Below are 25,044 nucleotides of genomic sequence, written 5' to 3'. Positions count from 1 at the left end.
TCAGCCCAGCTCGTAGGCCAGCACGAAGGTGTGGGCGCCGGACGCGTCGACGGACAGCCGGAACTCGCCGGTGATCCCGGCCAGCTCGCCCGCCCCCGTGCCCGGCACCACGCGTATCGTCACACCGGTGGCATCCCAGGCCGCGTGCTGCAGCACGAACGAGCCCTTGCGTCCGTCCAGTTCGCCCGTCACGTGCTCCACCGCGACGTACGAGGCCGGCCCGCCCGAAGCGTCGCCGACGGACAGCATCCGCACCTCGCCGCGACCGCTCAGCCCACCCGTGAAGGTCTTGGCGATCCGCACCCGCCCGAACACCGCGCCCTCGCGCTGCTCCGTCTCCACCGGCTCGAACGCCGTCACCTCGAACGACCCGCTCGCCTCGGCCATGGCACGCTCCCCTCGTCGGTCCTCACACGCCGTCGACACGCGCCGCCCGGCACGTACTCCGACCCGTACGGTCGACTTCCGGCGACCGTGTGTGAAGCGTTGCACACGGCACTGACAATCGCGTCCGCCAGCGGCCTCCCGCGCTCCCGTACTTCCGGCGCCCGTGCCTCAGTGGTCCCAGCGCAGCGCCAGCAGCGCCGCGTCGTCCGCCAGCCCGGCGTCCCCGACCCAGCCCCGGACGTCCGCCAGCACGGCGTCCAGCAGGTCGGCGGGGCTGCTGCCGTGCAGTCCGGGCAGCCGCTCCGCCAGCGGGTAGAACCGGCCCCCGGAGTCCCGGGCCTCGGACACCCCGTCGGTGTGCAGCAGCAACAGGTCGCCCGGGCCCGGTTCGAAGCGGCTGGCCGAGTAGTCCTCCCCGGTCAGCTCGCGCAGGCCCAACGGCGGCGCGGGGACGGTCGGCGCCAGCTCCTCGACCCGGCCCGCCCGGCGCAGCAGCGGGGGCGGGTGGCCGCAGTTCACCACCCGCACCGGTTCCCGGCCGGCCGGCACGTCCAGCAGCAGCGCGGTGGCGAACCGGCCGTCGCCCGGCCGCGCGGTGAGCGCCGCGTCCAGCCGCTCGGCGAGCCGCCCGGGGTCGGGCTCGGTGCGGGCCGCCTCCCGGAACACCCCCAGCACGTCGGCGGCCGTCTCCACCGCCGGGAGCCCGTGGCCCTGGACGTCGCCCAGCAGGATCCGCACTCCGAAGCGGGTCTCCACCACGGCGTACAGGTCCCCGCCGATCCGGGCCTCGGCGGTCGCCGCGACGTACCGCACGGCCAGCCGCAGCGGCCCGATCCGTTCGGCGGGCGGCCGCAGCAGGGCCCGCTGGGCGGCCTCGGCCACCGTCCGGACCTGGTACAGCTGCCGCTCCCGGGCCGCCACCAGCACCACGCTGGCGGCACTGGCCAGGGTCGCCGCCAGCACCGTGACCGGCACGCTGATCCGCACCGAGAGCGGCAGCTGGGTGTTGTCGGACTCCAGCGCGCCGACCGCCAGCAGCGCCGCCGCGCCGACCAGCAGCGGCACCCGGGCCTTGCGGGTGGTGGCCCCGAAGAGCACCGGGGCCACCGCGAGCAACGGGGACAGGGTCGCTCCGGGGCCGAGGGCCAGGGCGGCCACCACCGCGGCGACCAGCAGGACGAGGGCGCCGTACAGCAGCAGCCGGGTCCGCCGTGGCAGGTGCAGCGGCGGAAGCCCGTCCGGGCCGTCGGCGCTCACGCGTTCTCCTCCAGTGGTCGGGAAGCTCCAGGCCCCAGGGCCTGTCCCCTGGATCCTTTGGATCCTTTGGATCCTTGCCGGGTCCGCCGGAATCCAGGAGACAGGCCCGAGGGCCTTCGAACCACTTTCCCCGCCCTGCCCCGGGTCAGCACCTCGGCGCGGGGGCGCACCGGCGGCGTGCCGGTGCTCGGACCCTCCCGGCACCTCACCGCCGGGGCGGACGGGGCGCGCACCGGGCCCTGTCCGGCAGGGCCTAGGCTGGGCCGGGAGATGAGACGCAAGAACCGCCGCCCGGCCTCCCCCCTCCCGCAGCGCCTTGGCGTGGACCCGGTGCACCTGCGGCTGCCCCTGGAGGGCGACTGGCCGACCGTCCGGGAGCACCTGGTCGAGCGGCTGCCCGCGGTGGCGGCGGCGCGGATCGACGCGGCGCTGCGCGCGGGCGAGATCGTCGGCGAGCAGGGCCCGATCGCCCCCGACGAACCGTTTCGTCCCGGCGCGCACCTGTGGTTCTACCGGGACCTCCCGGCGGAGGTGCCCGTCCCCTTCGAGCTGGTGGTGCTGCACCGCGACGAGCACCTGGTGGTGGTCGACAAGCCGCACTTCCTGGCCACCACCCCGCGCGGCCGGCACGTCATCGAGACGGCGCTCTGCCGGTTGCGGCACGCCCTCGACCTGCCCGCGCTCAGCCCCGCCCACCGGATCGACCGGCTCACCGCGGGCCTGGCCATGTTCGTGGTCCGCCCCGAGGACCGCGGCGCCTACCAGACGCTCTTCCGCGACCGGCAGGTGCGCAAGGAGTACCGGGCGATCGCGCCGTACGACCCGGACCTGGCACTGCCGCGCACGGTGCGCAGCCACATCGTCAAGGAGCGCGGGGTGATCGCCGCCCGGGAGCTCGACGCGCCGCCGAACAGCGAGAGCCGGATCGAGCTGCTGGAGCGCCGCGACGGCCTCGCCTGCTACGGGCTGCAGCCGCTCAGCGGGCGCACCCACCAGCTGCGGCTGCACATGAGCGGCCTCGGAGTGCCGATCCTCGGTGACCCGGTGTACCCGGTGGTGCTGCCCGAACCGGCCCCGAACGACTTCCGCCGACCACTGCAACTGCTGGCCTCGACGGTCGAGTTCACCGACCCGCTGACCGGTCGGGAGCGCCGCTTCGAGAGCCGCCGCACGCTCGCCGCCTGGGACGACCCGTCCGGCTGGGCGGCCGGGGGCTGACCTCCGGCCGGGGGCGCAGGCCACCCGGGCCGATCTCCCGCCGGGGGGGAGAGGGAGGGGGCGGGCCCCCGGGTCCCGGTCCTAGGTCCGGCCGGCGGTCTAGGACGAACGGAGGGCCCGGCCCCGGTTCCAGGGCCGATCCGCCGCCCGCCCGGTGGCGCGATGGTTGGGCCATGAACGCAGCGCAGCACACCGATTCCGCTCCCGTCGCCCTGGTCACCGGTGCCTCCCGCGGCCTCGGGCTGGCCCTCGCCCGCGCCCTCGCCGCCGAGGGCTGGCGGCTGGTGGTCACCGCCCGGGGCGCGACCGCACTCGCCGGGGCCGCGGCCGAACTGTCCGCCCTGACCGAGGTCGTCGCCCTGCCGGGTTCGATCGTCGACGACGACCACCGGGCCCACCTCGCCGCGGCCGCCGACCGCCTCGGCGGCGCGAGCCTCCTGATCAACAACGCCGGTTCGCTCAACGGCGCCACCGCGCCCGGCGCCGAACCGCTGCCCCGGATGGCCGACTTCCCGCTGCCGGACCTGCTGGAACTCTTCGAGGTCAACGCGCTTGCCCCGCTCGCCCTCACCCAGCTCGTCCTGCCGCAACTGCGCACCCACGCCGGGGCCGTGCTGAACATCAGCTCGGACGCCGCCGTGGAGCCCTACCTCGGTTGGGGCGGCTACGGTGCCAGCAAGGCGGCGCTCGACCAGGCCACCGCCGTACTCGCCCGGGAGGAGCCGGAGTTGCGGGTCTGGGCGGTCGACCCGGGCAGCATGCGCACCGCGATGCTGCAGGAGGCCAGTCCCGGTGAGGACATCTCCGGCGAGCCGCTGCCCGAACAGGTCGCCCCGCTGCTGCTCGGCCTGCTGCACCACCGCACGCCGTCCGGCCGCTACCGCGCCGAGGACCTGGCCGCCGTCCCCGCCCCTGCCCTCGGTCGGAGCGGGCGATGACCACCCTGGCCGCGCTGGGCCTCGATGTGACCGTCCCGCCCGAACTCTCCGCCCGCGAACCGGCGGAGGCCCGCGGCACCGCCCGGGACGGCGTGCGGATGCTGGTGGGCCGGCGCGACACCGGCGCCGTCGAGCACCACCGCTTCACCGAGCTGCCCGAGGTGCTGCGCCCGGGGGACCTCCTGGTGGTGAACAACTCGGCCACCGTCCCGGCCGCCCTCCCCGGCCGACTGCCCGACGGCACCCCGGTCGCGCTGCACCTGTCCTCCGCCCAGCCCGACCGACGGGGCTCCTACCTGGTCGAGTTGCGCCGGTCCGTGCCGGGCGCGGCCGCGGCCTACTACCCGCCGGAGGAGTCCCCGGCCCGCCCCGGCCTGCGCGTCGCCCTGCCGGCGGGCGGCGGGGCCGTCCTGGTGCAGCCCTTCACCGCCCGCCTCTGGTACGCCGAACTGTCCCTGCCCGCGCCCCTGTTGTCGTACCTGGACCGGCACGGCCGGGCGATCCGGTACGGCTACGTGGACCGCGACTGGCCGATCGAGGCCTACCGGACGGTCTTCGCGACCGTCCCCGGCAGCAGCGAAATGCCCAGTGCCGCCCGCCCGTTCACGCCGGACTCGGTGGCGCGGCTGGCCGGTCGGGGCGTGCTGGTCGCTCCGGTCACCCTGCACACCGGGGTGGCCTCGCCGGAGGCGCACGAGGCCCCGTACGCGGAGCGATTCCACGTCCCGGCGGCCACCGCCCGGCTGGTCGGTCGCGTCCGGGCCGAGGGCGGCCGGGTGATCGCCGTTGGCACCACCGTGGTCCGCGCCCTGGAGTCGGCGGTCGCGCCGGACGGCACGCTCCAGGAGGCGGACGGCTGGACGGAGTTGGTGATCACCCCGGAACGCGGCGTGCGCGCGGTGGACGGCCTGCTCACCGGCTGGCACGAGCCGCGCGCCTCGCACCTGCTGATGCTGGCCGCCGTCGCGGGCCGTCCACTGCTGGCGGCCTGCTACCGCGCGGCCGTGCAACAGCGCTACCTGTGGCACGAGTTCGGGGACGTCAACCTGCTGCTGCCGGACTGAGCCGGTGCCGCGGCCGACTGTCGGTCGCCCGGCCGGCAGGGGCTCAGGCCAGCAGGGTCCGCGCCACGTGGTGGGTGTCCAGGTACTCGCGGACGGCGGTGATCAGCCCGTTCTCGACGGTGAACACGCCCAGGCAGTGGTTCTCGTAGCGGGCACCGTTGGCGGCCGTCCCGACGGCGGTCCACTCGGCCACCGCCTGCGGGCCGTCGGCGAGGACGCCGGTGAGGGTGAGGCTCGGCAGGCCGTCGGAGGCGAAGAGGGTGCCGACCTGGCCGAGGAAGTCGCCGAAGATCTCCTGCTTGCCTCGCCAGGTACGGGAGAGCGCCAGGTCGCCCGGGTAGGTCCAGGTGGCGTCCTCGGCGAACAGGGCGACGGCGGCGTCGAGTTCGCCTGCGGCCAGCCGGGTGACGTACTCGGTGACGACGGTGCGGGCATCGCTCTGCGGCATGGTGGGCTCCTGTGGCTCGTCGTTCCGTCCGGTCGGGCTGCCGGCCGTGGCACCAGCAAAGCCCGGCGGCCGCCCCGGGGGCCAACAATGCCCGCCCCGGGCCGACAACCCGCGGTTGTTCACGCAGTCGGCGGGTAGTCCGGCGGCAGTTCCAGCTCGAACCAGACCACCTTGCCGTCCGTGGTCCGGCGGCTGCCCCAGCGGTGCGCCAGCTCGTTGACCAGGTGGATGCCGCGGCCGCCCTCGTCCTCGCTGCGGGCGCGCCGGATCCGGGGCGTCTCGCTCTCCCGGTCCGCGACCTCGACGGTGAGCACCCGGTTGCAGAACAGCCTTAGCTGGACGGGCGATCCGGCGTGCACCAGGGCGTTGGTGATCAGCTCGCTGGTGAGCAGCTCGGCCCAGTCGGTGAGCGAGGCCAGGCCCCAGGCGGTGAGCGTCTCGCGGGTGAAGCGCCGGGAGTGGGCGACCATCGCGTGGTCGCCGGTGAGCGGCAGGACGGCGATCCGGTCGGCGCCGGCCGGGCGGACCTGCGCCATGATGACGGCGATGTCGTCCTCCTGGGTGCGCCCGGTGAGCCGGGTCAGGACGGCGTCGCAGGTCTGCTCCAGCGAGCGGCGCCGGTCGGCGACCGTGCGGCAGAGCAACTCCAGCCCCTCGTCCAGGTCGTGGCCCCGGCGCTCGACCAGTCCGTCGGTGTAGAGGGTCAGGATGGCCTGCTCGGGGAGGGTGAACTCGACGCTCTCGAACGGGACTCCACCCACGCCCAGCGGTGCGCCGGGCGGCAGTTCGACCAGGTGGGCGTTGCCCTCGGTGTCGGCGACGACGGGCGGCAGGTGGCCGGCGCAGGCGGCGGTGCAGCTGCGGTCCGCCGGGTCGTAGACCACGCAGACGCAGGTCGCGAACTGTCCCTCGCCGAGCGCCGAGGTGGCCTCGTCCAGTCGGTGCAGGACTCGTACCGGGTTGAGCTCCAGGGTGATCAACGTCCTTGCCACCGTCCGTAGTTGGCCCATGGTGGCGGCGGCCCGGATGCCGTGGCCCATCACGTCGCCGACGATCAGGGCGACCCGGCCGGAGGACAGCGGCACCACGTCGAACCAGTCGCCGCCGACCTCGCTCACCACGCTGCTCGGCAGGTAGCGGTAGGCCAGCTCCAGGCCGAGGGTGCGGTGGATCTCCTGCGGCAGCAGGCTGCGCTGGAGGGTCAGAGCGGTGTCCCGCTCCCGGCGGTAGAGCCGGGCGTTGTCGATCGCCAGTGCGGTGCGGGCGGCCAGCTCCTCGGCCAGCGAACGGTCCGCCGGTCCGAACGGCGCCGGATTGTGGGTGCGGACGAACTCCGCGCCGCCGAGCACCAGTCCGCGCGCCACCAGCGGCACCATCAGGTAGGAGTGCACCCCGGCGGCCAGCCCCGGCTCCACCCGGTCGGGGGAGGCGACGATCCGCCGCAGTTCCTGCTCCGTCACCTCGGAGACCAGGATCGAGCGCCGGGTCCGCAGGCTCTGCGCGTACACCTCGGCCGACTGCGAGGTCTCGCCGACCTGGTCCGCGGCCGCCGTCATGCTGCCGTCCGGCGCCGACTCGCCGACCGCCACCGCCCGCATCAGCACCGGCCCGTCCCTCGGCACCGGCCCGGGCTCCTCGCCGCCGAGCACCGCGTCGCGCAGGTCCACCGTCACGAAGTCGGCGAAGCGCGGGATCACCACCTCCACCAACTCCCGTGCGGTGCGGTGCAGATCGAGCGTGGTGCCGATCCGGTTGCTGGCCTCGTTCAGCAGGCCCAGCCGCTGCTGGGCGGCCCAGGCCTCGTCCAGCGCCCGCTGCCGGGCCGCGGCCGCGTCCCGCTCCCGGGTGAACAGCAGCGCGTTGTCGATCGACACCGCCGCGCGTACGGCCAACTCCCCGGCCAGCGCCAGGTCCTCGTCCTCGTACGGGCGCTCCACCAACGTCCGGTAGAAGCCCGCGACACCGACCGGATTGCCGCGCGCGATCAGCGGGACGACCATGAACGAGCGCACGTTCTGCTCCCGCACCGCGGCCGTGCGCACCGGATCGTCGGCGAACCAGGCCAGCCCCTCCTCGTCCATCCGCGGCACCAGCACCGGCCTGCGGTGCGCCAGGCTCCACGCGTACGGCGAACCGGGCTGGAACCGGTGCACCCCGCCCAGTCGGGCGATCGGCGCCAGGGTGGAACCGCGCACCGAGTGGAACGCCATCCGCCGCAGCAGCGCCGAACCGTCCGCCGGGGCGCGCGGCTCGCGCTCGCCCCGCACCAGCTCCTCCAGCACCTCCACCACCACCGTGTCCGCCAGCCGGGGCGTCGCCACCTCGGCCAACTCGTGGGCGGTGCGGTCGAGATCGAGCGTGGTCCCGATCCGGGCGGAGGCCGTGTTCACCAGCGCCAGCCGCTCCTGCGCGGCCTTCGCCTCGCGCAACGCCTGCTGCCGGGCCAGCACCGTCTGGTGCTGGCGCAGGTACAGCCGGGCGTTGTCGATCGCGACGGCCGCGCGCGAGGCCAATTCGTCGCCGAGCGTGATGTCCGCCTCCGCGAAGGACTCCCGCTCGCCGCGCCGCGAGTAGACCACCATGCCGAGCGTCGTGCCCCGCGCCACCAGCGGGGTGATCCGCACCGAGCGCGGCCGGTCGCCCAGGAACGCCCGGCGACGGCTCTCGCTGAGCGCGTCGGCCAGCGGCGACAGCTCCCAGGACGGCACCACCACCGTCCGCCCGGTGATCAGCGCCCGGGCGTACGGGGAGTCCGCGGTCAGCTCGTACACCGAGTCCACCGGCAACGCGTCGGCCGGGTACAGCGGATCCGTGGTGGCCAGCGCCAGCCGGCGCACCAGCTGGGCCGCGTCCGGGGCGGGCGGCTCGACGTTGCGCCCGGCGATCAGCGCCTCCAGCGCGAACACCCCGCTGATGTCGGCGACCCGGGGCACCATCGCGTCCGCCAGCTCCCGGGCCGTCTGCCGCAGGTCCAGCGTGGTGCCGATCGAGGCGGTCGCGTCGACCAGCAGCGACAGCCGCTCCTGCGCCCTCGCCGCCCGGGCATCGGCCCGGTAGCGCTCGGTGACGTCGATGATGGTCGCGCTCACCCCGAGCACCCGCCCGCTCCGGTCCGCCAGCCGGAAGTACGAGGCGGACCAGGCCCGGTCCCGCTGCGGATCCCCCGGCGTACGGCCCTGGGTACGGAAGTCCACCACCGGCCGGCCGGTCGACAGCACCTGCCGCATCACCGCCTCGGCCTCGTCCCCGTTGATCCCGGGCAGCACCTCGGTGAGCCGGCGGCCCAGGTGCTCGGGCACGGCCAGACCGTTCGCCACCGCCAGGGCCTCGTTCAGCCGTACGTAGCGCAGACCGGTGTCGAACACCGCCATGCCGACCGGCGACTGGGTGAAGAAACCGTCCAGCACGGCCAGGTCCGCCTGGATCCGGCGCAGCGTCGTGACCTCCGACGCCACCGCCAGCACCAGCGGCTCCCCGCCGGGCCCGCGGACCGGATGGGTCCGGAACTCCAGGTTCACCAGGTGCCCGTCCCGGTGCCGCACCGGGAACACCCCGGACCACTCGCGGCCCGCCAGGATCTCCCGGAACAGCTCCAGCACCTCCGGCCGGTGCTCGTCCGAGGTCAGCAGCCGGGCGGCCTTCGCCCCCACCGCCTCGTCCGCACGGTAACCGAGCAGTGCCTCCGCGTCGCCGCTCCAGTGCAGGATCCGCCCGTCGGCCTCGATCAGCGCCGTGGCGATCGGCACCATCAGCAGGGCGCCGTGCTGCGGCTCCCCCCGGCGTTGCGCGTCATCGTCCACCATGGCCAGAGAACCGCCCGGAGATCGTTCCCACCAGCCCTGCCATCCTCGCACGCAGCCCCCGCGCGCCGCCCCTCGTGGCCGCCGCCGCCCCGTGCGAGCAGGCTGTACCCGATCCGGCACCGGGCGTCACCCGCGACCCTGGCTCCCCGCTCACCCGCGGCAACGCTCCGGCAGCCGAACGAAGTTGGGCAGACGTCTGTCGGACGCCGGGGAACCCCTGCGATCCTCGGAGCGAGCCCGCTCACCCGCGCGCCCCGACCACCTGGAGGAGCCCCCATGCCCGACTTCGGCGGAGGATTCACCGACCCCGACGAGCCCACCGACGACCAGCCCGAAGACCTCGCCGACGAGCCCCCCACCGAGGAAGCCCCCACCCCCAACGACTGACCCCCCATGGCAGGCCCCGACCCCGCACAGGAAGTCAGCCGGTTCGACTTCCTGCGCGGCCTGCGTTCCGGTCGGGCTGCTGTAGTCGCCGTGGGCAGGAGTTGCCCGGCGCCTGTCCGGTGGGTGTGCGTGGGAAGTCGGCGGGTTCGACTTCCTGTGTCGGCCGCAGGACCAGATGGCCTTTGCAGCCGAGGGCGGTCGGCTGGTTCGCGTTGGGACGTCGGCGCGTACGGAAAGTCGGCCGGATCGACTTCCTGTGTTGGTTGTGGCGGGGCCAAGCGGCCTCCCGTTCCAGGTGGCTGGTTGGTCTGCGTAGGAAGTCGGCGGGTTCGACTTTCTGTGCGGCCTGCGTTCCGGTCGGGCTGCTGTAGTCGCCGTGGGCAGGAGTTGCCCGGTGCCTGTCTGGTGGGTGTGTGTGGGAAGTCGGCGGGTTCGACTTCCTGTGTCGGCCGTGCGGCGGGGCCAGGTGGTTCTTGCAGCCGAGGGCGGTCGGCTGGCTCGCGTTGGGACGTCGGCGCGCATGGAAAGTCGGCCGGGTCGACTTTCCATGGGCCTTGGCCCTGGCGGAGTGTGCATTCGGCGGCTGTGTCCGGGAGGTCGGCGGTTTCGACTTCTTGGGCCGGTTGTAGCGGGGCCAAGCTGTCTTACCTACTCCAGGTGGCTAGGTGGTGTGAGTGGGAAGTCGGCGGGGCCAGGTGGTTCTTGCAGCCAGGGGCGGTCGGCTGGTTCGCGTCGGGGCGTCGGCGTGCATGGAAAGTCGGCCGGGTCGAGTTCTTGTGTTGGTTGTGGCGGGGCAAGGCGGCCGGGTGGGCTGTGTGGGAAGTCGGCGAGGTCGACTCTCTGTGGGCCACGCCCGGTCATGGGGTCTGGGCTCCGGCCTGGGTGCGGCGTTCGGCGTGGCGGGCGGCGAGGGCGAGGGTTGCGCCGAGGAGGCAGAGGGTGGCGGCGAGCAGGACCGCGCGGTCGGTGCCGGTGGCGAGGGCCTGGGCGGCGGCCTCGGGGCCGGGGGTGTGGGGGTGGGCGGAGGAGGTGACGGCGACCGTCGCGGCGACGCCGAGGGCGGAGCCGAGGTAGCGGGAGGTGTTGTTGGCGCCCGAGCCCATGGCTGCGCGGTGGGCGGGGACGCTGCTGACCGCCAGCCGGGCGAGGGCCGCGTTGAGGACGCCGCTGCCGAGACCGGCCACGGCCAGGCCGGGGGCCAGCCGGAGCCAGGAGGAGTCGGGCCCGAGGCCGTACAGTCCTGCCTCGCCGAGCCCGCAGACGAGCAGACCGAGGGCGACCTGGGTGGTGGCCGACAGGTGGGCGGCCAGGCGGCGGGCCTGGAGGGCGGCGACCACGGACAGGCCGGACCACAGGGCGAGTACGCCGCCCGCGGCCAGGCCGGAGAGGCCGAGCACGCCCTGGAGCAGGGTGGGCAGGTAGCTCATGAAGCCGACCAGGGAGAGCCCGGTGAACAGGGCGCCGCCGGTTGCGGCGAGGAAGCCGGGGCTGCGGAACAGGGCCGGGTCGAGCATCGGCTCGCGGACCTTCGTCTCGACCACCGCGAAGGCGGCGAGCAGCAGCACCCCGCCGACCAGCAGTGCCACCACCGGGGCCCGCCCCCAGCCGTCGCGGCCCTCCGCGAGCCCGGCGATGAGCAGGGTGGTTCCGGTGGCGAGGGTGAGCACGCCGTACGGGTCCAGGGCGCGGGGCCGTTCGGCCCGGGACTCGGTGAGGAGGACGGCGGCGCAGGCGGCGACGACGGCCGAGACGACGGCGAGTCCGCCGCCGACCGCCCGCCAGCCCGCCCATTGCTGGACGAGCGCGCCGTAGACCGGTCCGACCGCGATGCCGAGGCCGACGGCCGCGCCCCAGACGCCGAGCGCCCGGATCCGTTGCGGCCCGGCCGGGTGGGCATGGCTGATCAGGCCGAGTGCGGGCGCGAGGACGGCGGCGGAGGCGGCGCCGAGCAGGATCCGGGCGGCCAGGTAGACGGTGCCGTCGGGGGCGAGCGCGGCCAGGGCCTCGGCGGCGGCGAACAGCAGGACGCCGGAGGTGAAGACCCGTTTGCGGCCGTGGTCGTCGGCGGCGCTGCCGGCCGTGAGCAGGAGGGCCGAGATGCCGACGAGGGTGCCGGTGAGGATCCAGGTGCGGCCGGTGGCGTCGAGGTGGGCGGCCTGGGCGGTGGCCGCGAGCGAGGCGGTGGGGGCGGTGTACGCGACGGTGACCAGGGCGGTGGCGGCCGCCGTGACGGCCAGGGTGGCACCGGGCCGGACCGGCCGGACGGGCCAGCGGGGCCGGACGAGCGGGCCGGGCAGTGTGGAAGGGGCAGGCGGTGCGGGGGACATGGGTGTTCCCTCCGGAGGGCGGCCAATGGGTCTGGTGAATGAACCTTCGTCTTGAGTGGGACGCTACCACCGAAAGTCTGTTCATTGAACCCACATCGGCCGTGGACTACGCTGGCCCGCATGGCGCTGGGAACGGACTACGAACTGCAGGACTGCGCACTGGCCCGCGCCCTGGAGGTGGTCGGCGAGCGCTGGAGCCTGTTGATCGTCCGCGACGCGTTCTACGGCGTGCAGCGCTTCAACGACTTCCTCGTCCACCTGGGCATCCCGCGAGCCGTCCTCACCGCGCGACTCAACGCCCTGGTCGCGGCGGGGGTGCTGCGCAAGGAGCCGTACCAGCAGGCGCCGCTGCGCCACGGCTACCTGCTCACCGAGACCGGCCTCGAACTCTGGGGCCCGCTCTACCAGTTGAGCCGCTGGGGCGGCCGGCACGCGACCCCGGGCGGCCCGCACCACCTGTTCGCGCACCGCGCCTGCGGCACCGACCTCGACCTCATCGGCGCCTGCCCCGGCTGCGGCTGCGGGCCCGTCCCCCCGGCCGAGGTCACCATGCGCCCCAACCCGGCCCAGGCCGACGGCCACCGCGCGGACGCGGTCTCCCGCGCCCTGGTCCGCCCGCACCCGCTGCTCGAACCGATCGCCTCGGCAGCCGCCGCCTCCGCCGCGTAGCGGAGCCCCCCGGGCCCCCGGGCGGTGGGCACAGAGCCGAAGGGGCCGCCGGCAGCGTGCCGACGGCCCCTCGGGTGCGCCCGGTCAGGAGTGGAAGCGGATCTCCGGGTCGGCGGCGGTCGGTCCGTCGAGCAGCGGCTGGTCGATGCCCTTCAACTGGAGGTCGAAGAACGCCCCGACGTACCGGCGGGTGAGCTCGACGGCGCGCTGCCCCGTGATGGCGGTCCCCGGAGGCTGGGGCGCGCCGAGCGCCTTGAGGAAGAGCGGGTAGTCGGTGAAGCTGCCGTGGTCGGTGCCGTCGACGGTCAGCCACCGCTTCCAGCCGTCGAGCCGGGGCCAGCTGTCGGTCCAGCTGGTGTCCTCGGCACCGTCGGGCAGCGGGTGGCCGATCATCAGGTAGGGCTTGCCGCCGATTCCGGACTCGGGCACCTCGTAGTCCATGCTGCCGTCCAGATCCACCCCCGCCCGGATCCGGTCGTCGGTCACCAGCGCCGGGACGCTGGCCGCGCCACCGGCGGAGTGCCCGGCCATGCCGATCCGGTCGCGGTCGATCATGCGGGCGTAGCGCCAGGCCGGGTGGGGGCGGGCGGTCAGCTGGTCGATGACGAAGGAGGCGTCCTTCGCCCGGCTCTCGTCCAGGCCCTTCCAGGCCTCGGGGGTGGTGAGCCGGCCGCACTCCACGCAGGGCAGCGTCTGCCCGTCCGGGAAGGTGGTGCCGGTGTTCTCGTAGGTGTGGTCGACCAGGGCCACCACGTAGCCGCGGCTGCCCAGGTCCTCGGCGAGGCTGCTGAGCGAGGCGCGCGGCATGGTGAAGCCGGGGGAGAGGACCACCAGCGGGTAGTGGCCGCCCTGCGGGCGGGCGTCCGTCCTGGACCAGGTCCGGGTGTCGGCCACCGCCTCGGCCGGGACGGTGTTGCCCGGGAGCTTGGCGTCCAGCAGCAGCCGGGCGGCCGCGGCGGTCATGTACGGGGCCGGGCTGCCCGTCCCGGCGTGGGCGGGGTAGTACATCGTGACCATCAGTTGGCGCGGCCCGGCGGAGGGCACCCATGGGTCCGGGCGGTTCTCGTCGACCAGGTGCAGGACCTCCTGCCCGACCGCGAACGGCCCGGTCGGGCGCGGGAGTTCGAGGTGGACGGCGCTCGCCGTGCCGGCGGTGCCAGCAGTGGCGGCGACCGGCGCGGCGGGTGCGGCCAGGGCCGGTGCCGCCGCTGCGACGGACAGGGGCACCGCGAGCAGCAGGGCCGCGACCGCGGCGGTGGTGCGAAGTCGGCTCGTGTGTCGGCTCATACGAGCGACGGTAGGTCGCGGGCAGGCGAACTGACGTCCACTCAGCGATGTACTGATCCCTTGCGGGACGGATCCCCGGTAGCCCCTAGGGGATGATCGGTCGGGCCCGCACGAGCCCGCCGGATCCGCCCGGTGCCGGTCTGCGCCAGCCGACCGCCTCCAGGGTAGACCTAGGCGTCCGCCAAGGTGACCCGGGCCCCGGCCCGGACGGCCTCCAGGAAGTCCGCCGCCGCACGGGCGTTGGGCACCGGGAGGGTGAGCGGCAGGCCCGCCGACCGTGTCCGGAGTTCCAGCTCGCCGAGGCCTGACGCCCGGGCCGAGTGCACCTCCGCCCACCGGTACGCCTCCGCCGCGACCAGGGGGTGCGGAGGTCGGTGCACCAGCCCGCCGGCCGTCACCGTCAGCCGCCCCCGGGCGAACCGGACGCTCCCCTCGCTGCGCAGCGCCTCGTGCAGTGCGGCCCGGAGGTGCGGGGACAGGAACTCGTCCGCCTCCCGCGCCAAGCCCTCCAGCCCGTGCAGGTGGGCCAGCACCAGGGGCTCGGCCGCGCCGACGGGCCATATTCGGATCCGCTCGGGCTCCCGCCGCCGCCCGCCGGGGAAGCCGGGGAACCTGGCGGAGGCGGGGGAGTGCTCGACGGCTTCGATGCCCGCCCACGGCAGCAGCCGCTCGCCGGCGCCCGCCCCGACCAGTGCCAGCCCGCCCTCATGGACCCGTACGGCGCGTAGCCCGGGCGCGGACCGTAGGGCGCCGTACCCGTTCGCGGCCAGCACCGCCGCGGCCGCCACCACGGGGGCCGGCCACCACTCGCCGAACGCCAGGCAGACCACCAGTGCCAGGACCGCCGCCACGGTGTCCAGCCATGTCCGCGCCCGCCACGGGACCGGCCGGAACGCCCGGTGCACCTGCACCACCGGCCCGAGCGGACCGGCCGACCTGCGACGGCCCTGTCCGTTCTCCACGAACGGCCACGCCCACCCGGGCGACCACAGCATCGCCACTTCGCCCTCCTCGCCCTCGACGGTCTCCCCAACCGGAACTACGACTCCCGGATGTCGGACCACCAGGATCGATCGCCCACCACCCTCCGGAACAGTGCCAATCGACACCCTTTGGCCCGAAACAGCCGGAGCGTGTCCGGCAGCAGGGGGTGCCGTTCGGCAGGGGCGACCGAAGCGCCGGTCGGCGGGGGAGGCGAGGTGCAGGAGGCGGCAGGAGGCGGTCGCGGCAGCGGGGGAGGCCCCGCCCGTCAGCGCCCGCCCGTGCCGAGCCCGCCCGTCAGCGCCCGCCCGTGCCGAGCCCCACCTGCAGCCGCCGCAGCAGCGCCGTGCCCGCCTCGTCCACCGACCGCCGGGAGTTGGCCAGCACCACCACCCCCACCTGCCGCTCCGGGTCGAACGCGAGGAAGGAGGCGGATCCACCCGTCCCCCCGTTGTGCCACAACTGCAGGTGCCTGCCCTGCTGGGCGTGCAGCCGGTGGCCGAGCCAGCCGAGGTGCGTCCAGGCGGACGGGTTGACCCGGTGCCTGGTCTCCCGGGCGAGCAGCATCGCCGGCGCCAGCGGTGCGTCCGGCTCGCCCTCGGCCGCCAACTGCGCCCGCAGGAACGCCGCGAGGTCGGCCGCCGTCGAGCGGAGCCCGCCCATGCCGGGGAGCGCCGCGAACTCCCAGGACGGCACCGGGCGCCCGGTCGGCGCGTGGCCGGACGCCAGCCGGGCGGACTGGTCGGCGTCCGGCCGCAGGCAGGTGTCCGTCAGCCCCAGCGGTGCGCAGACCTCGCGGTCCACCAGCTCCCCGTACGTGGTGCCGGCCCGGTGGGCGAGGGCCAGCCCGAGCAGCCCGGCGCCGAGGTTGGAGTAGCGGAAGTTGCGCCCGGGGGCGGAACGCAACCGGGTCCGCCCGAGCCCGGAGAGTATTCGCTCGGCGGTGCAATGGGCGTACGGGTCCGCCCGGTCGGGCCGCAGCAGCGCGCGCAGCAGCACGCCCCGGGGCAGCCGGGGGAGCCCTGAGGTGTGGGTGGCGAGGTGCCGGAGCGTGATCGCCTCCCCGCCCCGGGACGGGACGGCCGTAGAGCGGGGCAGTACCTCCGCGAGCGGCTCGTCGAGGCGCACCGTGCCGTCGAGCGCCAGCCGCGCGAGCGCGAGCGCGGTGAACACCTTGGTGACGGAGCCGACGTCGAACAACGTCCGGGCCCCGGGCACTTCGCCCCCCGGACCCGTCCGCCCGGCACCGCGGATCTCCACGGCGCCACCGGCCACCCCGGCGACCACCACACCGACGCACCGCCCCGCCACCCGGTCGGAGGTCTGCTGCACGAGGCGCGCGAGTTCGTTCATGCCCCGACCTTAGGGCCCGGCTTCGAGCTCCCGCCCTCCGGGCGGACGACGGGAGTTCGAGGACGGCCCCAGGGCCCGTCAGCAGCTCAGGTTGCCCCCGGGCACGGTGCCGAGGATCTGGACGAAGCTCTGGTACAGGCTGATCCGGTGCTGCATCTGCGCGGTGTTGTTGCCGTTGCACTCCAGCGCGCCGTTGATGCTGCGGATCGTCTCACCGAAGCCCTTCCCGTTGACCATCGCGTCGTGCGCGGTCATGGTGCCGGGACCGTTCTGGGTGTTCCAGTACCAGAGGCCGGTCTTCCAGGCCACCGCCGGGTCGGTCTGCACCAGGTCCGGGTTGTGCAGCAGGTCGATGCCGAGAGCGTCGCCCGCCGCCTTGTAGTTGAAGTTCCAGCTGAGCTGGATCGGTCCGCGCCCGTAGTACGCGGACTGCCCGGCCGGGCACCCGTACGGCTGCGAAGTGTCGCAGTAGTGCGGGTAGTTGGAGGTGTCCTGCTCGACCACGTAGACCAGCCCGCCGGTCTCGTGGCTGACGTTGGCGAGGAAGGCCGCGGCCTCCTGGTTCCGTACGGTGTCGCTGCCGGTGGCCGCGAAGCCGGGGTAGGCGCTGGTGGCGTCGAGCAGGCCCTGGTAGGTGTAGAAGGGGTTCCGGTTCGGGAACATCCGGTCGAACTGGGCCTGGCTGACCGGGAATCCGCCCGGGTTCGGGGTCGGCGTGGGGGTCGGGCCGGGGTCGGTGGGGCCGCCGCAGGGGCCCTGGTCGGACCAGACCCCGGAGCCCCCGGTGCTCGGCGGTTCGTTCTGGGTCCACCACTTGGCGGTCCAGTTGTGGCTGTTGTACGAGACGGCGGCGCCGCCGGTGTACACGGCGGTCGCGCTCCACGCGGTGCCGCAGGCGGCGGCGCTGGCGGAGGCCGGGAGGAGCACCGCGAGCGCGAGCGCCGTGACCACGGCGGACAGCAGCGCGAGCAGGCGTTTGACTGACACGTCATCACCCCTTGTGCGGTGGGGGCCGCACGTCGTCGGGACCGGGACCTGGTGGGGCAGGGGAGCCGTGGCCCGTGCGGGGGCGCGTCGTGGGGGACGGCCGACCGGGGTGCGGGCCGGTACGGGGCCGACACCGACTCAAGCGGAGTGGTCTATACCTGTCAAGAGGTCCGGCCGAAGTGCCCGACAGAAGTGCCCGACAGAAGAGCCCGGTCGAAGTGCCCGGTCGAACGCCGAAATCCCCCGCCGCCCCTACCCCCCCCGCCGCCCCTACCCCTCCTCCAGCGCCGCCCGCAGCCGCGCCGCCACCTCCGCCGCCCCCGCCTCGTCCGGGTACTTCCCCCGCGGCCAGAAGAACCCGCGCAGCCCGTCCTTGGGATTGCGCGGCACCACGTGGACGTGCAGGTGCGGCACCGACTGGCTGATCCGGTTGTTCGCCGCCACGAAGCTGCCCGCCGCGCCCAGCCCCCGCTCCACCGCCGCCGCCACCCGCTGCACCCGCAGGAAGAACGGCCCGACCTCCTCGGGCGGCAGGTCCGCCAGGGTCCGGTGGTGGGCGCGCGGCACGACCAGCACGTGACCGGGGAACAGCGGCCGGCGGTCCAGGAAGGCCACCGCCGCCGCGTCGTCCAGCACCCGGTGCGCCGGTTCCTCGCCCGCCACCACCGCACAGAACACGCAGTCCATCCGTCCATTCAAACCACCGGCGGCCTCCCCGGCACCCCCGCAAACCCGGGTCGGCCCGGCGTCACCCGTCCGGCGGCCGACCGGGTGCGCCCGTGCCCGCACCGGGCGCACGGTACTGCGAGGGGGAGGGGGACGGATCGACGCGGCGCACCCGTGCCGCACGAGGAGGTGGCCCGGATGTCGGGCAAGTTCGAGGTCTACGAGGACACCGGCGGCAAGTACCGGTTCCGGCTCAAGGCGGGCAACGGCGAGATCGTCGCGACCGGCCAGGGCTACGTCAGCAAGGACGCCGCCCACAAGGGCGTCGAGGCCGTCCAACGGGCCGCCGACGGCGCGGCGGTGGTCGACGTCCCGAAGGCCGCCTGACCCGGGCCGGGGCGAGCGAGGGCCCCGCGGCCGGTCCACCCGGACCGGTGGCGGGGCCCACCGGCGCCCGCGCCCACTCGTACCGGCGCCCACTCGTACCCGCGCCCACCCGCACCGGCGTCGTGCCACTCGTACCGGCGCCGCGCCTACTCGTACCGGTAAAGGAGCGCTTCCCGCTCCGTCTGCTCGATCATGTCGATGGTCAGCGAGTCGTCCCTCAGGTGCGACAGCGTGACCTCCGCCGACGTCGGCTGGGCGTCCTTCGCCAGCCAGTTCTCCGGCTTCCAGGCCGAGCCGCGCATGAGCGACTTCGGGCAGTGCGCGTACACCTCCTCCACGGCCACCACGATCGCGCTGCGCGGGGGCTTGCCGACGGCCGTCAGCTGCCGCAGCAGCTCCGGGTCGGTGGAGATGCAGGCCCGCCCGTTGACCCGCAGCGTGGTGTCCCGCCCCGGGACGACGAAGAGCAGTCCGACCCGGCCGTTCTCCAGGATGTTGTGCAGGGTGTCCAGGCGCTTGTTGCCGGTGGCGTCCGGAATGGCCAGGGTGTGCTCGTCGAGCACCGAGACGACCCCGGCCGGGCCGCCGCGCGGGGAGACGTCGCAGCGGCCGGCCGCGTCGGAGCTGGCCACGAACACCAGCGAGGCGCAGGCGATGAGGCGCTGGGCGACCTCGTGGAGGTGGTCCACCTGCTTGCGGCGCGCGTGGTCGCCGGGCTGCTCGTAGACCTCACGCAGCTGGGCCGGCTCGGTGAGGGCACGCGCGCTGAGGGCGGCGAACAGGCTGTTCGGCGCGTCCGGAGCGGGGGTTGACGGTGCGGGAGCTTCCGGTGTGAGGGTCATACCGGGAATCTAACGGAGGGCTCTTCCCGCGCCCCGTCTCCCGGCTTCCTCAACTCTCCGTGAAAGAGTCGCTCCACCCCTCCCCACCAGCGGTTTTCCGCTGATAATGGGGCCAGGGACTCCAGTCAGCCGGAGGTGGTGGCCGTGATCATCAGAATTTGGGCCGGGCAGGTCACGGCCGATCGCATCGAGGAGTTCTGCGCGCACCTGGTCGGCCAGGTGATCCCGCAGTTGGGGCGGACGGACGGGTGCCTCGGCGGTGAGCTGTTGCGCTCGGTGACCGAGGACGGGCACCGGGTGCTCGTGGTCAGCCGCTGGCGCGACGAGGAGGCCCTGCGGGGGTACGCCGGGCCGATGTGGCGGATCCGGCCGGTCTGGTCGGAGGGCGAGTTGCACTACCTCGTGCACCCCCCGGAGGTCACCCACTTCACGCCGATCGCCGCACCCGCCACGCTCTGAGCCCGGCCGGGGCCGAAGGCCCCGGAACGCTCACACCGAGACGGTCATACCGGACGGTCACACCGAGAACGGCACCGAGTGGATCTCGGCCGCCGGGTGCCCGGTCCGTTCGTGGACCCGCCGCACCGCCTCCCTGGACGGCGCCTCGGACAGGCAGTACACCGTGCCGGACTCGGGGTCCGCCCAGGCCTGCTCGAAGTGCACGCCCTCCTCGCCCTCGACCGCCAGGTCGGCCGTGTGGGCCGCCCTGAGCTGCTCCGGCGTGATGCCGACCATCCCGTGGTGGACGTCCATGAACTTCATCGTGCTCGCCTCCGTACCTTGCGAACCCCGCGAACTCCGCGAACTTTCAGAACCTTCCGAACACTGCGAGCCCTGCGAACTGCGCGGATCCCGCGAACTCCGCAGACCCCGCCGGCCTTCCGGCCCCACCACCAGGGTCACCCTGCGCGCACGGCGGCGCCACCGGCGCCGTACCGGACCCACCGCGCATTCCCCGCGAGGCCGTGAAACAGGCCACAGCGGAACCCTCTCCCTCGGCTCGCACCCCGCGTGGCACAATGACGTCATCAGCAGTGACGTTCAGCGCACTCCGGGGTCGGTGAAAATCCGAACCGGCGGTTACAGTCCGCGACCCGTCCGCAGCCAGCGGCCGGTTGACCAGGTGAAATTCCTGGACCGACGGTTAAAGTCCGGATGGGAGGCGTGCGCGGACGGACGAAGAGCAGTACCCGTGGTCCATCACGAACCGGACCGGACCACGGTCAGGTGAACGGCGGGAGAGGTGTCTCCCGGGTCGGGCGAGCGATCTCCCGGCGGTTCCGGCATCCCGGCGACGGGTCGTGTCGGCAGCCCCGTGCACCGGTGCCCGTCCGTTTGTCATCTCCCTCTGCCGCCCCGGAGTCCGCGCCCCAAGCGCGAGGAGACCCGGGTGTTCACCGGCATCATCGAAGAGCTCGGCGAGGTCGTGTCGATCGAGGAGATCGGCGACTCCTCGCGAATCCGCCTCCGTGGCCCGGTGGTTCGTGTCGGTGCGCGTCACGGCGACTCCATCGCGGTCAACGGCGTCTGTCTGACCGTGGTCGACAGTGCCGAGGAACTGGTTGCCGAGACGGGCGAGTTCAGCGCCGACGTGATGGCCGAGACGCTGCACCGTTCCAGCCTGGGCGAGTTGAAGCCCGGCTCCCCGGTCAACCTGGAGCGCGCGATGGCGCTCGGCGCCAGGCTCGGCGGGCACCTGGTCCAGGGCCATGTCGACGCCACCGGGCGGCTGTTGAGCCGCGAGCCCGGCGAGCGCGACGCGGCCGGCAACCTGCGCTGGGAGGTGCTGCGCTTCTCGCTGCCGGAGTCCATCTCCCGCTATCTGGTGGAGAAGGGCTCGATCACGGTCGACGGCGTCAGCCTCACCGTGGTGGAGGCGGCCCGCGACAGCTTCACCGTCAGCCTCATCCCGGCCACCCTCGCACTGACCACGCTCGGCGCCAAGACCCTCGGCGAGAGCGTCAACCTCGAAGTGGACGTGCTCGCCAAGTACGTGGAGCGGCTGCTCGAATCGCGCACCCTCCCGAACCTGCCGCACACCGCACCGGCCGCACCGGCCACGCACACCGCAGGCACCGCGGACATCGCACACACCGCGGACACCGCACACATCACGCACAGCACGGGGGACAAGGAATGAGCTGGCTCAGCGGAGAGGCGTTCACCGTCCTCGGTGAACACGTGAAGTGGGCCGACATGATCGGCAACCTGTTCGGCTTCGGCGGCCTGGCGCTCGGCTGGCGCCGTTCGGTGTGGAGCTGGCCGGTCCAACTCCTGTCCGGCGTCGTGCTGATCGCCGCCTACCTCGGGGGCCACGTCCCCGGTCTGATCGGCAAGCAGCTGATCGTCATCGTCACCGCCGCCTGGGGTTGGGCGCAGTGGCGGCGCGGGCGCCGTGACACCGGCACCATCTCGGTGCGGTTCGCCAGTTGGCCCGAGCGGGCCGCCCTGGTGGCCGGCACCGCGGTCGGCACGGTCGCCCTGGCGCTGCTGTTCACGGCCTACCCCGAACTGTCCTGGAGCCCCTGGTCGGACGCCTACATCTTCGTCGGCACGCTCGCCGCGATGGTGGCCCAGGCACGCGGCTGGCTGGAGTTCTGGTTCGCCTGGATCGCGGTCGACGCGGTCGGCGTCCCGTTCGCCTTCAACAGCGGTTACACCTTCTCGGGCCTCACCTACTCCGTCTACTTCGTCCTGGTGCTGCTCGGCCTGCGGTCCTGGTGGCTGAGCACCCGTGAGCCGCGAGCCACCTCCGCCAACGTCCCGCAGGGAGTCACGGCATGACCGAGAACCAGATCCGGCCCGGCGACGAGCCCGGCACCCGACCCGGCATCGACGGCGGCAGCGGCGCCGAGGAGTTCGTCCTCGACCCGGTCGAGCGGGCGATCGCCGACATCGCGGCCGGCCGCGCGGTGATCGTGGTCGACGACGAGGACCGCGAGAACGAGGGCGACTTCATCTTCGCCGCCTCCGCCGCGACCCCCGAGCTGATGGCCTTCACCATCCGCTACAGCTCCGGCGTGATCTGCACCCCGATGACCGGTGAGGAGCTGGACCGCCTCAAGCTCCCGCCGATGACCCAGGTCAACGAGGACCGCAAGGGCACCGCCTACACCGTCTCGGTGGACGCCCGCGAGGGCGTGGACACCGGCATCTCCGCCGCCGACCGCGCCCGCACCGTCCGCCTGCTGGCCTCGCCCGGCACCGAGCCGGGGGACCTGACCCGCCCGGGCCACGTCTTCCCGCTGCGCGCCGTCGACGGCGGCGTGCTGGTCCGCCCCGGGCACACCGAGGCCACCGTCGACCTGGCCCGGCTCGCCGGGCTGCCGCCGGCCGGCGTGTGCGTCGAGGTGGTCAACGACGACGGCACCATGGCCCGGCTGCCCGAGCTGGTCGCCTTCGCCCGCGAGCACGGCCTGGCGATCATCTCCATCGAGGACCTGATCGCCTACCGCCGCCGCACCGAGCTGCACGTCGACCGGGCCGCGACCACCGCCCTGCCCACCGTGCACGGCGAGTTCACCGCGGTCGGCTACCGGGGCACCCTCGACGGCGTCGAGCACATCGCGCTGGTGGCCGGCGGCCTCGGCGAGGACGGCCGACTGCCGGACGGTGAGGACGTGCTGGTGCGGGTGCACTCCGAGTGCCTGACCGGCGACGTCCTCGGCTCGCTGCGCTGCGACTGCGGTCCGCAGCTGGAGGCCTCGCTCCGGCGGGTCGCCGAGTCCGGCCGCGGCGTGGTGCTCTACCTGCGCGGCCACGAGGGCCGGGGGATCGGCCTGGCCCACAAGCTGCGCGCGTACGAGCTGCAGGAGCAGGGGCGCGACACCGTCGACGCCAACCTGGACCTGGGGCTGCCCGCGGACGCCCGCGACTACAGCATCGCGGCGCAGATGCTGGTGGACCTCGGGGTCCGCTCGCTCACCCTGATGACCAACAACCCGCGGAAGCAGACCGCGCTCACCGACCACGGGCTCAAGGTCAAGGGGCGCGAGGCGGTCGAGATCGCGCCCGGTGAGCACAACCTTCGCTACCTGCGTACCAAGCGCGACCGGATGGGCCACGACCTGCCCGGGCTCGGCTCCTGAACCACTGAACCACCCACCGACCACAGGAAGTAGGAAGACATGAGCGGCCACGGAGCCCCCGAGCTGACCATCGACGGCGCCGCCGACCTCAAGGTCGCGGTCATCGCCGCCCAGTGGCACGACAAGGTGATGAACGGCCTGCTGGACGGCGCCCACCGGGCGCTCAAGGAGCTGGGCGTCGCCGAGCCGACCGTGCTGCGCGTCCCGGGCACCTTCGAGCTGCCGGTCGCGGCCAAGCGCCTCGCCGACCGCGGCTACGACGCCGTGATCGCCCTCGGCGTGGTGATCCGCGGCGGCACCCCGCACTTCGACTACGTCTGCCAGGCGGCCACCGTCGGCCTGACCCAGGTCAGCGTGGACACCGGCGTCCCGGTCGGCTTCGGCGTGCTGACCTGCGACAACGAGGAGCAGGCGCTGGACCGGGCCGGTCTGCCGGGCTCCGCCGAGGACAAGGGCCACGAGGCCGTCACCGCCGCCGTCGCCACCGCCGTCGCCCTGCGCGACGCCCGCTGACGGCAGGCCGTCCGGTCCCGGAGCGTGGACGTCCACAGGACTGTCCACGCTCCGGGACCGTTTACCGTCCGCCACCCCGCACGCCGTATGGTGAGTCCCATCATGGCTTCGAAGACATTCGAGGAGCTCTTCTCCGAGCTCCAGCAGAAGGCCGCCACCGGCGACCCCTCGTCCTCCCGTACCGCGCAGCTCGTCCAGCAGGGCGTCCATGCGATCGGCAAGAAGGTCGTCGAGGAGGCCGCCGAGGTCTGGATGGCCGCCGAGTTCCAGTCGGACGAGCAGACGGCGGAGGAGATCTCGCAACTCCTCTACCACCTTCAGGTGATGATGATCGCCCGCGGGCTGACGCTCGACGACGTGTACAAGTACCTCTGAACCGCTCCCGACAGCACCCCTCCACCGAACAGGTAAGGAACCGACTTCCCATGCTGCGCATCGCCGTCCCCAACAAGGGTTCGCTCTCGGGTCCCGCGGCGGAGATGCTCCATGAGGCCGGCTACCGCCAGCGGAAGGACCCGAAGGAGCTCGTCCTCGTCGACCCGGCCAACGAGGTCGAGTTCTTCTTCCTCCGCCCGCGCGACATCGCCGTGTACGTCGGCTCCGGCCGCCTCGACGTCGGCATCACCGGCCGCGACCTGCTGCTGGACTCGCACTCCAACGCGGAGGAGGTGCTCGCCCTCGGCTTCGCCGGGTCGACCTTCCGCTTCGCCCGCCCCGAGGGCGTGGACGTCAAGGACGTGCAGGGCCTGGAGGGGCTGCGGATCGCGACCTCCTACACCGGCCTGGTCGAGCAGCACCTGGCGGACCACGGCGTGACGGCGACGGTCACCAAGCTGGACGGCGCGGTCGAGACCGCCGTGCAGCTGGGCGTCGCCGACGTGATCGCCGACGTGGTGGAGACCGGGACCAGCCTGCGCAACGCCGGCCTGGAGGTCTTCGGCGAGCCGATCCTGATCTCGGACTCCGTGGTGATCCGCCCCAAGGGCGCGGGCGAGGACGCCCGGGTGGAGCAGTTCCTGCGCCGTCTCCAGGGCGTGCTGGTGGCCCGCCGCTACGTGCTGATGGACTACGACATCCGGGCCGAGAAGGTCGGCGCCGCCGTGGCGCTCACCCCCGGTCTGGAGTCGCCGACCGTCTCCCCGCTGCACACCGAGGGCTGGGTGGCCGTCCGGTCGATGGTGCTCCGCAAGGAGGCCCAGCAGATCATGGACGACCTGTGGGGCATCGGCGCCCGGGCGATCCTGGTCACCAACATCCACGCCTGCCGCCTCTGACCTGCTTGCACGCCAGAGAGTAAAGAACGGTTCAATAGGGGCGGGGGGGCCGGCGCGGGGGCCCCCCCCCCCCCCCCCCCCCCCCCGGCCCCCCCCCCCCCCCCCCCCACACACCCCCCCCCACCCCCCCCCCCCCCCCCCCCACCCCCCCCCCCCCCCCACCCCCCC

General features: G+C 74.0%; 24 protein-coding genes and 1 riboswitch. Of the genes, 12 read left to right on the top strand and 12 right to left on the bottom strand.

The annotated features are described in order from the left end of the window. Together ACFWXO_RS02180 and ACFWXO_RS02175 are read right to left on the bottom strand one after the other, a co-directional pair. Positions 1 to 387: a DUF3224 domain-containing protein gene (locus ACFWXO_RS02180; RefSeq protein WP_380521434.1), complete on the bottom strand. Its 387-nt coding sequence runs from the start codon at positions 385 to 387 to the stop codon at positions 1 to 3. A 168-nt stretch (positions 388 to 555) separates the two neighbouring features. Then, positions 556 to 1,644: a PP2C family protein-serine/threonine phosphatase gene (locus tag ACFWXO_RS02175; RefSeq protein ID WP_375883867.1), complete on the bottom strand. Its 1,089-nt coding sequence runs from the start codon at positions 1,642 to 1,644 to the stop codon at positions 556 to 558. A gap of 270 nt (positions 1,645 to 1,914) precedes the next feature. Here ACFWXO_RS02175 and ACFWXO_RS02170 point away from each other — a divergent pair, with 270 nt between their 5' ends. The 3 genes from ACFWXO_RS02170 (at position 1,915) to ACFWXO_RS02160 (ending at position 4,864) form a co-directional block, all read left to right on the top strand. Then, a complete protein-coding gene (locus tag ACFWXO_RS02170; protein WP_380521431.1) occupies positions 1,915 to 2,862 on the top strand; it encodes an RluA family pseudouridine synthase in 948 nt (315 codons plus the stop codon). A 173-nt stretch (positions 2,863 to 3,035) separates the two neighbouring features. Beyond that, entirely contained in the window at positions 3,036 to 3,800 is a 765-nt protein-coding gene (locus ACFWXO_RS02165) for an SDR family NAD(P)-dependent oxidoreductase (protein WP_380521429.1), read from the top strand. Continuing rightward, positions 3,797 to 4,864, top strand: a complete 1,068-nt coding sequence (locus ACFWXO_RS02160; RefSeq protein ID WP_380521427.1) for an S-adenosylmethionine:tRNA ribosyltransferase-isomerase — start codon at positions 3,797 to 3,799, stop codon at positions 4,862 to 4,864. The genes ACFWXO_RS02165 and ACFWXO_RS02160 overlap by 4 nt, the downstream gene beginning before the upstream one ends. A gap of 43 nt (positions 4,865 to 4,907) precedes the next feature. Here the strand turns inward: ACFWXO_RS02160 and ACFWXO_RS02155 are convergent, their stop codons facing one another. The 3 genes from ACFWXO_RS02155 to ACFWXO_RS02145 all read right to left on the bottom strand — a co-directional run bounded on the left by ACFWXO_RS02155 (position 4,908) and on the right by ACFWXO_RS02145 (position 11,829). Beyond that, positions 4,908 to 5,312, bottom strand: coding sequence for a nuclear transport factor 2 family protein (locus ACFWXO_RS02155; RefSeq protein WP_380521425.1), 405 nt, complete (start codon positions 5,310 to 5,312; stop codon positions 4,908 to 4,910). A 119-nt stretch (positions 5,313 to 5,431) separates the two neighbouring features. After that, positions 5,432 to 9,115 carry a SpoIIE family protein phosphatase gene (locus ACFWXO_RS02150; RefSeq protein ID WP_380521423.1) on the bottom strand — a complete coding sequence of 1,228 codons (3,684 nt, stop codon included), beginning with the start codon at positions 9,113 to 9,115 and terminating at the stop codon, positions 5,432 to 5,434. Positions 9,116 to 10,359: 1,244 nt separating this feature from the next. Continuing rightward, positions 10,360 to 11,829, bottom strand: a complete 1,470-nt coding sequence (locus ACFWXO_RS02145) for an MFS transporter (protein WP_380521420.1) — start codon at positions 11,827 to 11,829, stop codon at positions 10,360 to 10,362. Positions 11,830 to 11,949: 120 nt separating this feature from the next. Between ACFWXO_RS02145 and ACFWXO_RS02140 the strand changes: the two genes are divergently transcribed. Further along, positions 11,950 to 12,498: a winged helix-turn-helix transcriptional regulator gene (locus ACFWXO_RS02140; protein WP_380521418.1), complete on the top strand. Its 549-nt coding sequence runs from the start codon at positions 11,950 to 11,952 to the stop codon at positions 12,496 to 12,498. An 84-nt stretch (positions 12,499 to 12,582) separates the two neighbouring features. On the opposite strand, the gene ACFWXO_RS02135 is transcribed toward ACFWXO_RS02140, so the two are convergent. The 5 genes from ACFWXO_RS02135 to ACFWXO_RS02115 form a co-directional block, all read right to left on the bottom strand. Next, positions 12,583 to 13,785 (bottom strand): alpha/beta hydrolase family protein, encoded by a 1,203-nt coding sequence (locus ACFWXO_RS02135; RefSeq protein ID WP_380521416.1) that lies wholly within the window; start codon positions 13,783 to 13,785, stop codon positions 12,583 to 12,585. 170 nt (positions 13,786 to 13,955) lie between these two features. After that, a complete protein-coding gene (locus ACFWXO_RS02130; RefSeq protein WP_380521414.1) occupies positions 13,956 to 14,786 on the bottom strand; it encodes a hypothetical protein in 831 nt (276 codons plus the stop codon). A 277-nt stretch (positions 14,787 to 15,063) separates the two neighbouring features. After that, positions 15,064 to 16,119 (bottom strand): serine hydrolase domain-containing protein, encoded by a 1,056-nt coding sequence (locus tag ACFWXO_RS02125; protein WP_380521412.1) that lies wholly within the window; start codon positions 16,117 to 16,119, stop codon positions 15,064 to 15,066. A gap of 78 nt (positions 16,120 to 16,197) precedes the next feature. Beyond that, a complete protein-coding gene (locus ACFWXO_RS02120; RefSeq protein WP_375883890.1) occupies positions 16,198 to 17,106 on the bottom strand; it encodes a glycoside hydrolase family 19 protein in 909 nt (302 codons plus the stop codon). A gap of 270 nt (positions 17,107 to 17,376) precedes the next feature. Then, positions 17,377 to 17,793 (bottom strand): HIT family protein, encoded by a 417-nt coding sequence (locus tag ACFWXO_RS02115; protein ID WP_380521409.1) that lies wholly within the window; start codon positions 17,791 to 17,793, stop codon positions 17,377 to 17,379. A 177-nt stretch (positions 17,794 to 17,970) separates the two neighbouring features. Here ACFWXO_RS02115 and ACFWXO_RS02110 point away from each other — a divergent pair, with 177 nt between their 5' ends. Further along, positions 17,971 to 18,159 carry a YegP family protein gene (locus ACFWXO_RS02110; protein WP_375883894.1) on the top strand — a complete coding sequence of 63 codons (189 nt, stop codon included), beginning with the start codon at positions 17,971 to 17,973 and terminating at the stop codon, positions 18,157 to 18,159. Positions 18,160 to 18,305: 146 nt separating this feature from the next. On the opposite strand, the gene ACFWXO_RS02105 is transcribed toward ACFWXO_RS02110, so the two are convergent. Continuing rightward, entirely contained in the window at positions 18,306 to 19,001 is a 696-nt protein-coding gene (locus ACFWXO_RS02105) for an MSMEG_1061 family FMN-dependent PPOX-type flavoprotein (RefSeq protein WP_380521405.1), read from the bottom strand. A gap of 144 nt (positions 19,002 to 19,145) precedes the next feature. Between ACFWXO_RS02105 and ACFWXO_RS02100 the strand changes: the two genes are divergently transcribed. Beyond that, positions 19,146 to 19,460: an antibiotic biosynthesis monooxygenase family protein gene (locus ACFWXO_RS02100; RefSeq protein WP_375883900.1), complete on the top strand. Its 315-nt coding sequence runs from the start codon at positions 19,146 to 19,148 to the stop codon at positions 19,458 to 19,460. Positions 19,461 to 19,517: 57 nt separating this feature from the next. On the opposite strand, the gene ACFWXO_RS02095 is transcribed toward ACFWXO_RS02100, so the two are convergent. Further along, positions 19,518 to 19,763 carry an SCO4226 family nickel-binding protein gene (locus ACFWXO_RS02095; RefSeq protein ID WP_380521402.1) on the bottom strand — a complete coding sequence of 82 codons (246 nt, stop codon included), beginning with the start codon at positions 19,761 to 19,763 and terminating at the stop codon, positions 19,518 to 19,520. Between the two features lie 281 nt (positions 19,764 to 20,044). After that, positions 20,045 to 20,172: riboswitch (FMN riboswitch) on the top strand. Positions 20,173 to 20,391: 219 nt separating this feature from the next. On the opposite strand from ACFWXO_RS02095, the gene ACFWXO_RS02090 reads away from it, so the two are divergent. The 6 genes from ACFWXO_RS02090 (at position 20,392) to hisG (ending at position 24,876) form a co-directional block, all read left to right on the top strand. Next, the gene (locus ACFWXO_RS02090) at positions 20,392 to 21,141 is read left to right on the top strand and encodes a riboflavin synthase (protein WP_380521400.1); all 750 of its coding nucleotides are present in this window, start codon (positions 20,392 to 20,394) and stop codon (positions 21,139 to 21,141) included. After that, positions 21,138 to 21,785 carry a nicotinamide riboside transporter PnuC gene (locus tag ACFWXO_RS02085; RefSeq protein ID WP_375883906.1) on the top strand — a complete coding sequence of 216 codons (648 nt, stop codon included), beginning with the start codon at positions 21,138 to 21,140 and terminating at the stop codon, positions 21,783 to 21,785. Before ACFWXO_RS02090 ends, ACFWXO_RS02085 begins: the two co-directional genes overlap by 4 nt. After that, the gene (locus tag ACFWXO_RS02080; protein ID WP_380521397.1) at positions 21,782 to 23,089 is read left to right on the top strand and encodes a bifunctional 3,4-dihydroxy-2-butanone-4-phosphate synthase/GTP cyclohydrolase II; all 1,308 of its coding nucleotides are present in this window, start codon (positions 21,782 to 21,784) and stop codon (positions 23,087 to 23,089) included. Before ACFWXO_RS02085 ends, ACFWXO_RS02080 begins: the two co-directional genes overlap by 4 nt. A gap of 39 nt (positions 23,090 to 23,128) precedes the next feature. Next, positions 23,129 to 23,602, top strand: coding sequence for a 6,7-dimethyl-8-ribityllumazine synthase (gene ribH, locus ACFWXO_RS02075; protein WP_375883911.1), 474 nt, complete (start codon positions 23,129 to 23,131; stop codon positions 23,600 to 23,602). 102 nt (positions 23,603 to 23,704) lie between these two features. Beyond that, positions 23,705 to 23,977 carry a phosphoribosyl-ATP diphosphatase gene (locus tag ACFWXO_RS02070; RefSeq protein WP_363567577.1) on the top strand — a complete coding sequence of 91 codons (273 nt, stop codon included), beginning with the start codon at positions 23,705 to 23,707 and terminating at the stop codon, positions 23,975 to 23,977. A 50-nt stretch (positions 23,978 to 24,027) separates the two neighbouring features. Beyond that, positions 24,028 to 24,876: an ATP phosphoribosyltransferase gene (gene hisG, locus ACFWXO_RS02065; protein WP_375883914.1), complete on the top strand. Its 849-nt coding sequence runs from the start codon at positions 24,028 to 24,030 to the stop codon at positions 24,874 to 24,876. The last annotated feature ends 168 nt before the right edge of the window (positions 24,877 to 25,044 follow it).

This window comes from Kitasatospora sp. NPDC059088, from assembly GCF_042738155.1.
Taxonomy (GTDB): domain Bacteria; phylum Actinomycetota; class Actinomycetes; order Streptomycetales; family Streptomycetaceae; genus Kitasatospora.
The sequence above is the reverse complement of the archived record's forward strand: the minus strand, read 5'-3'. Positions and strand labels throughout refer to the sequence as shown.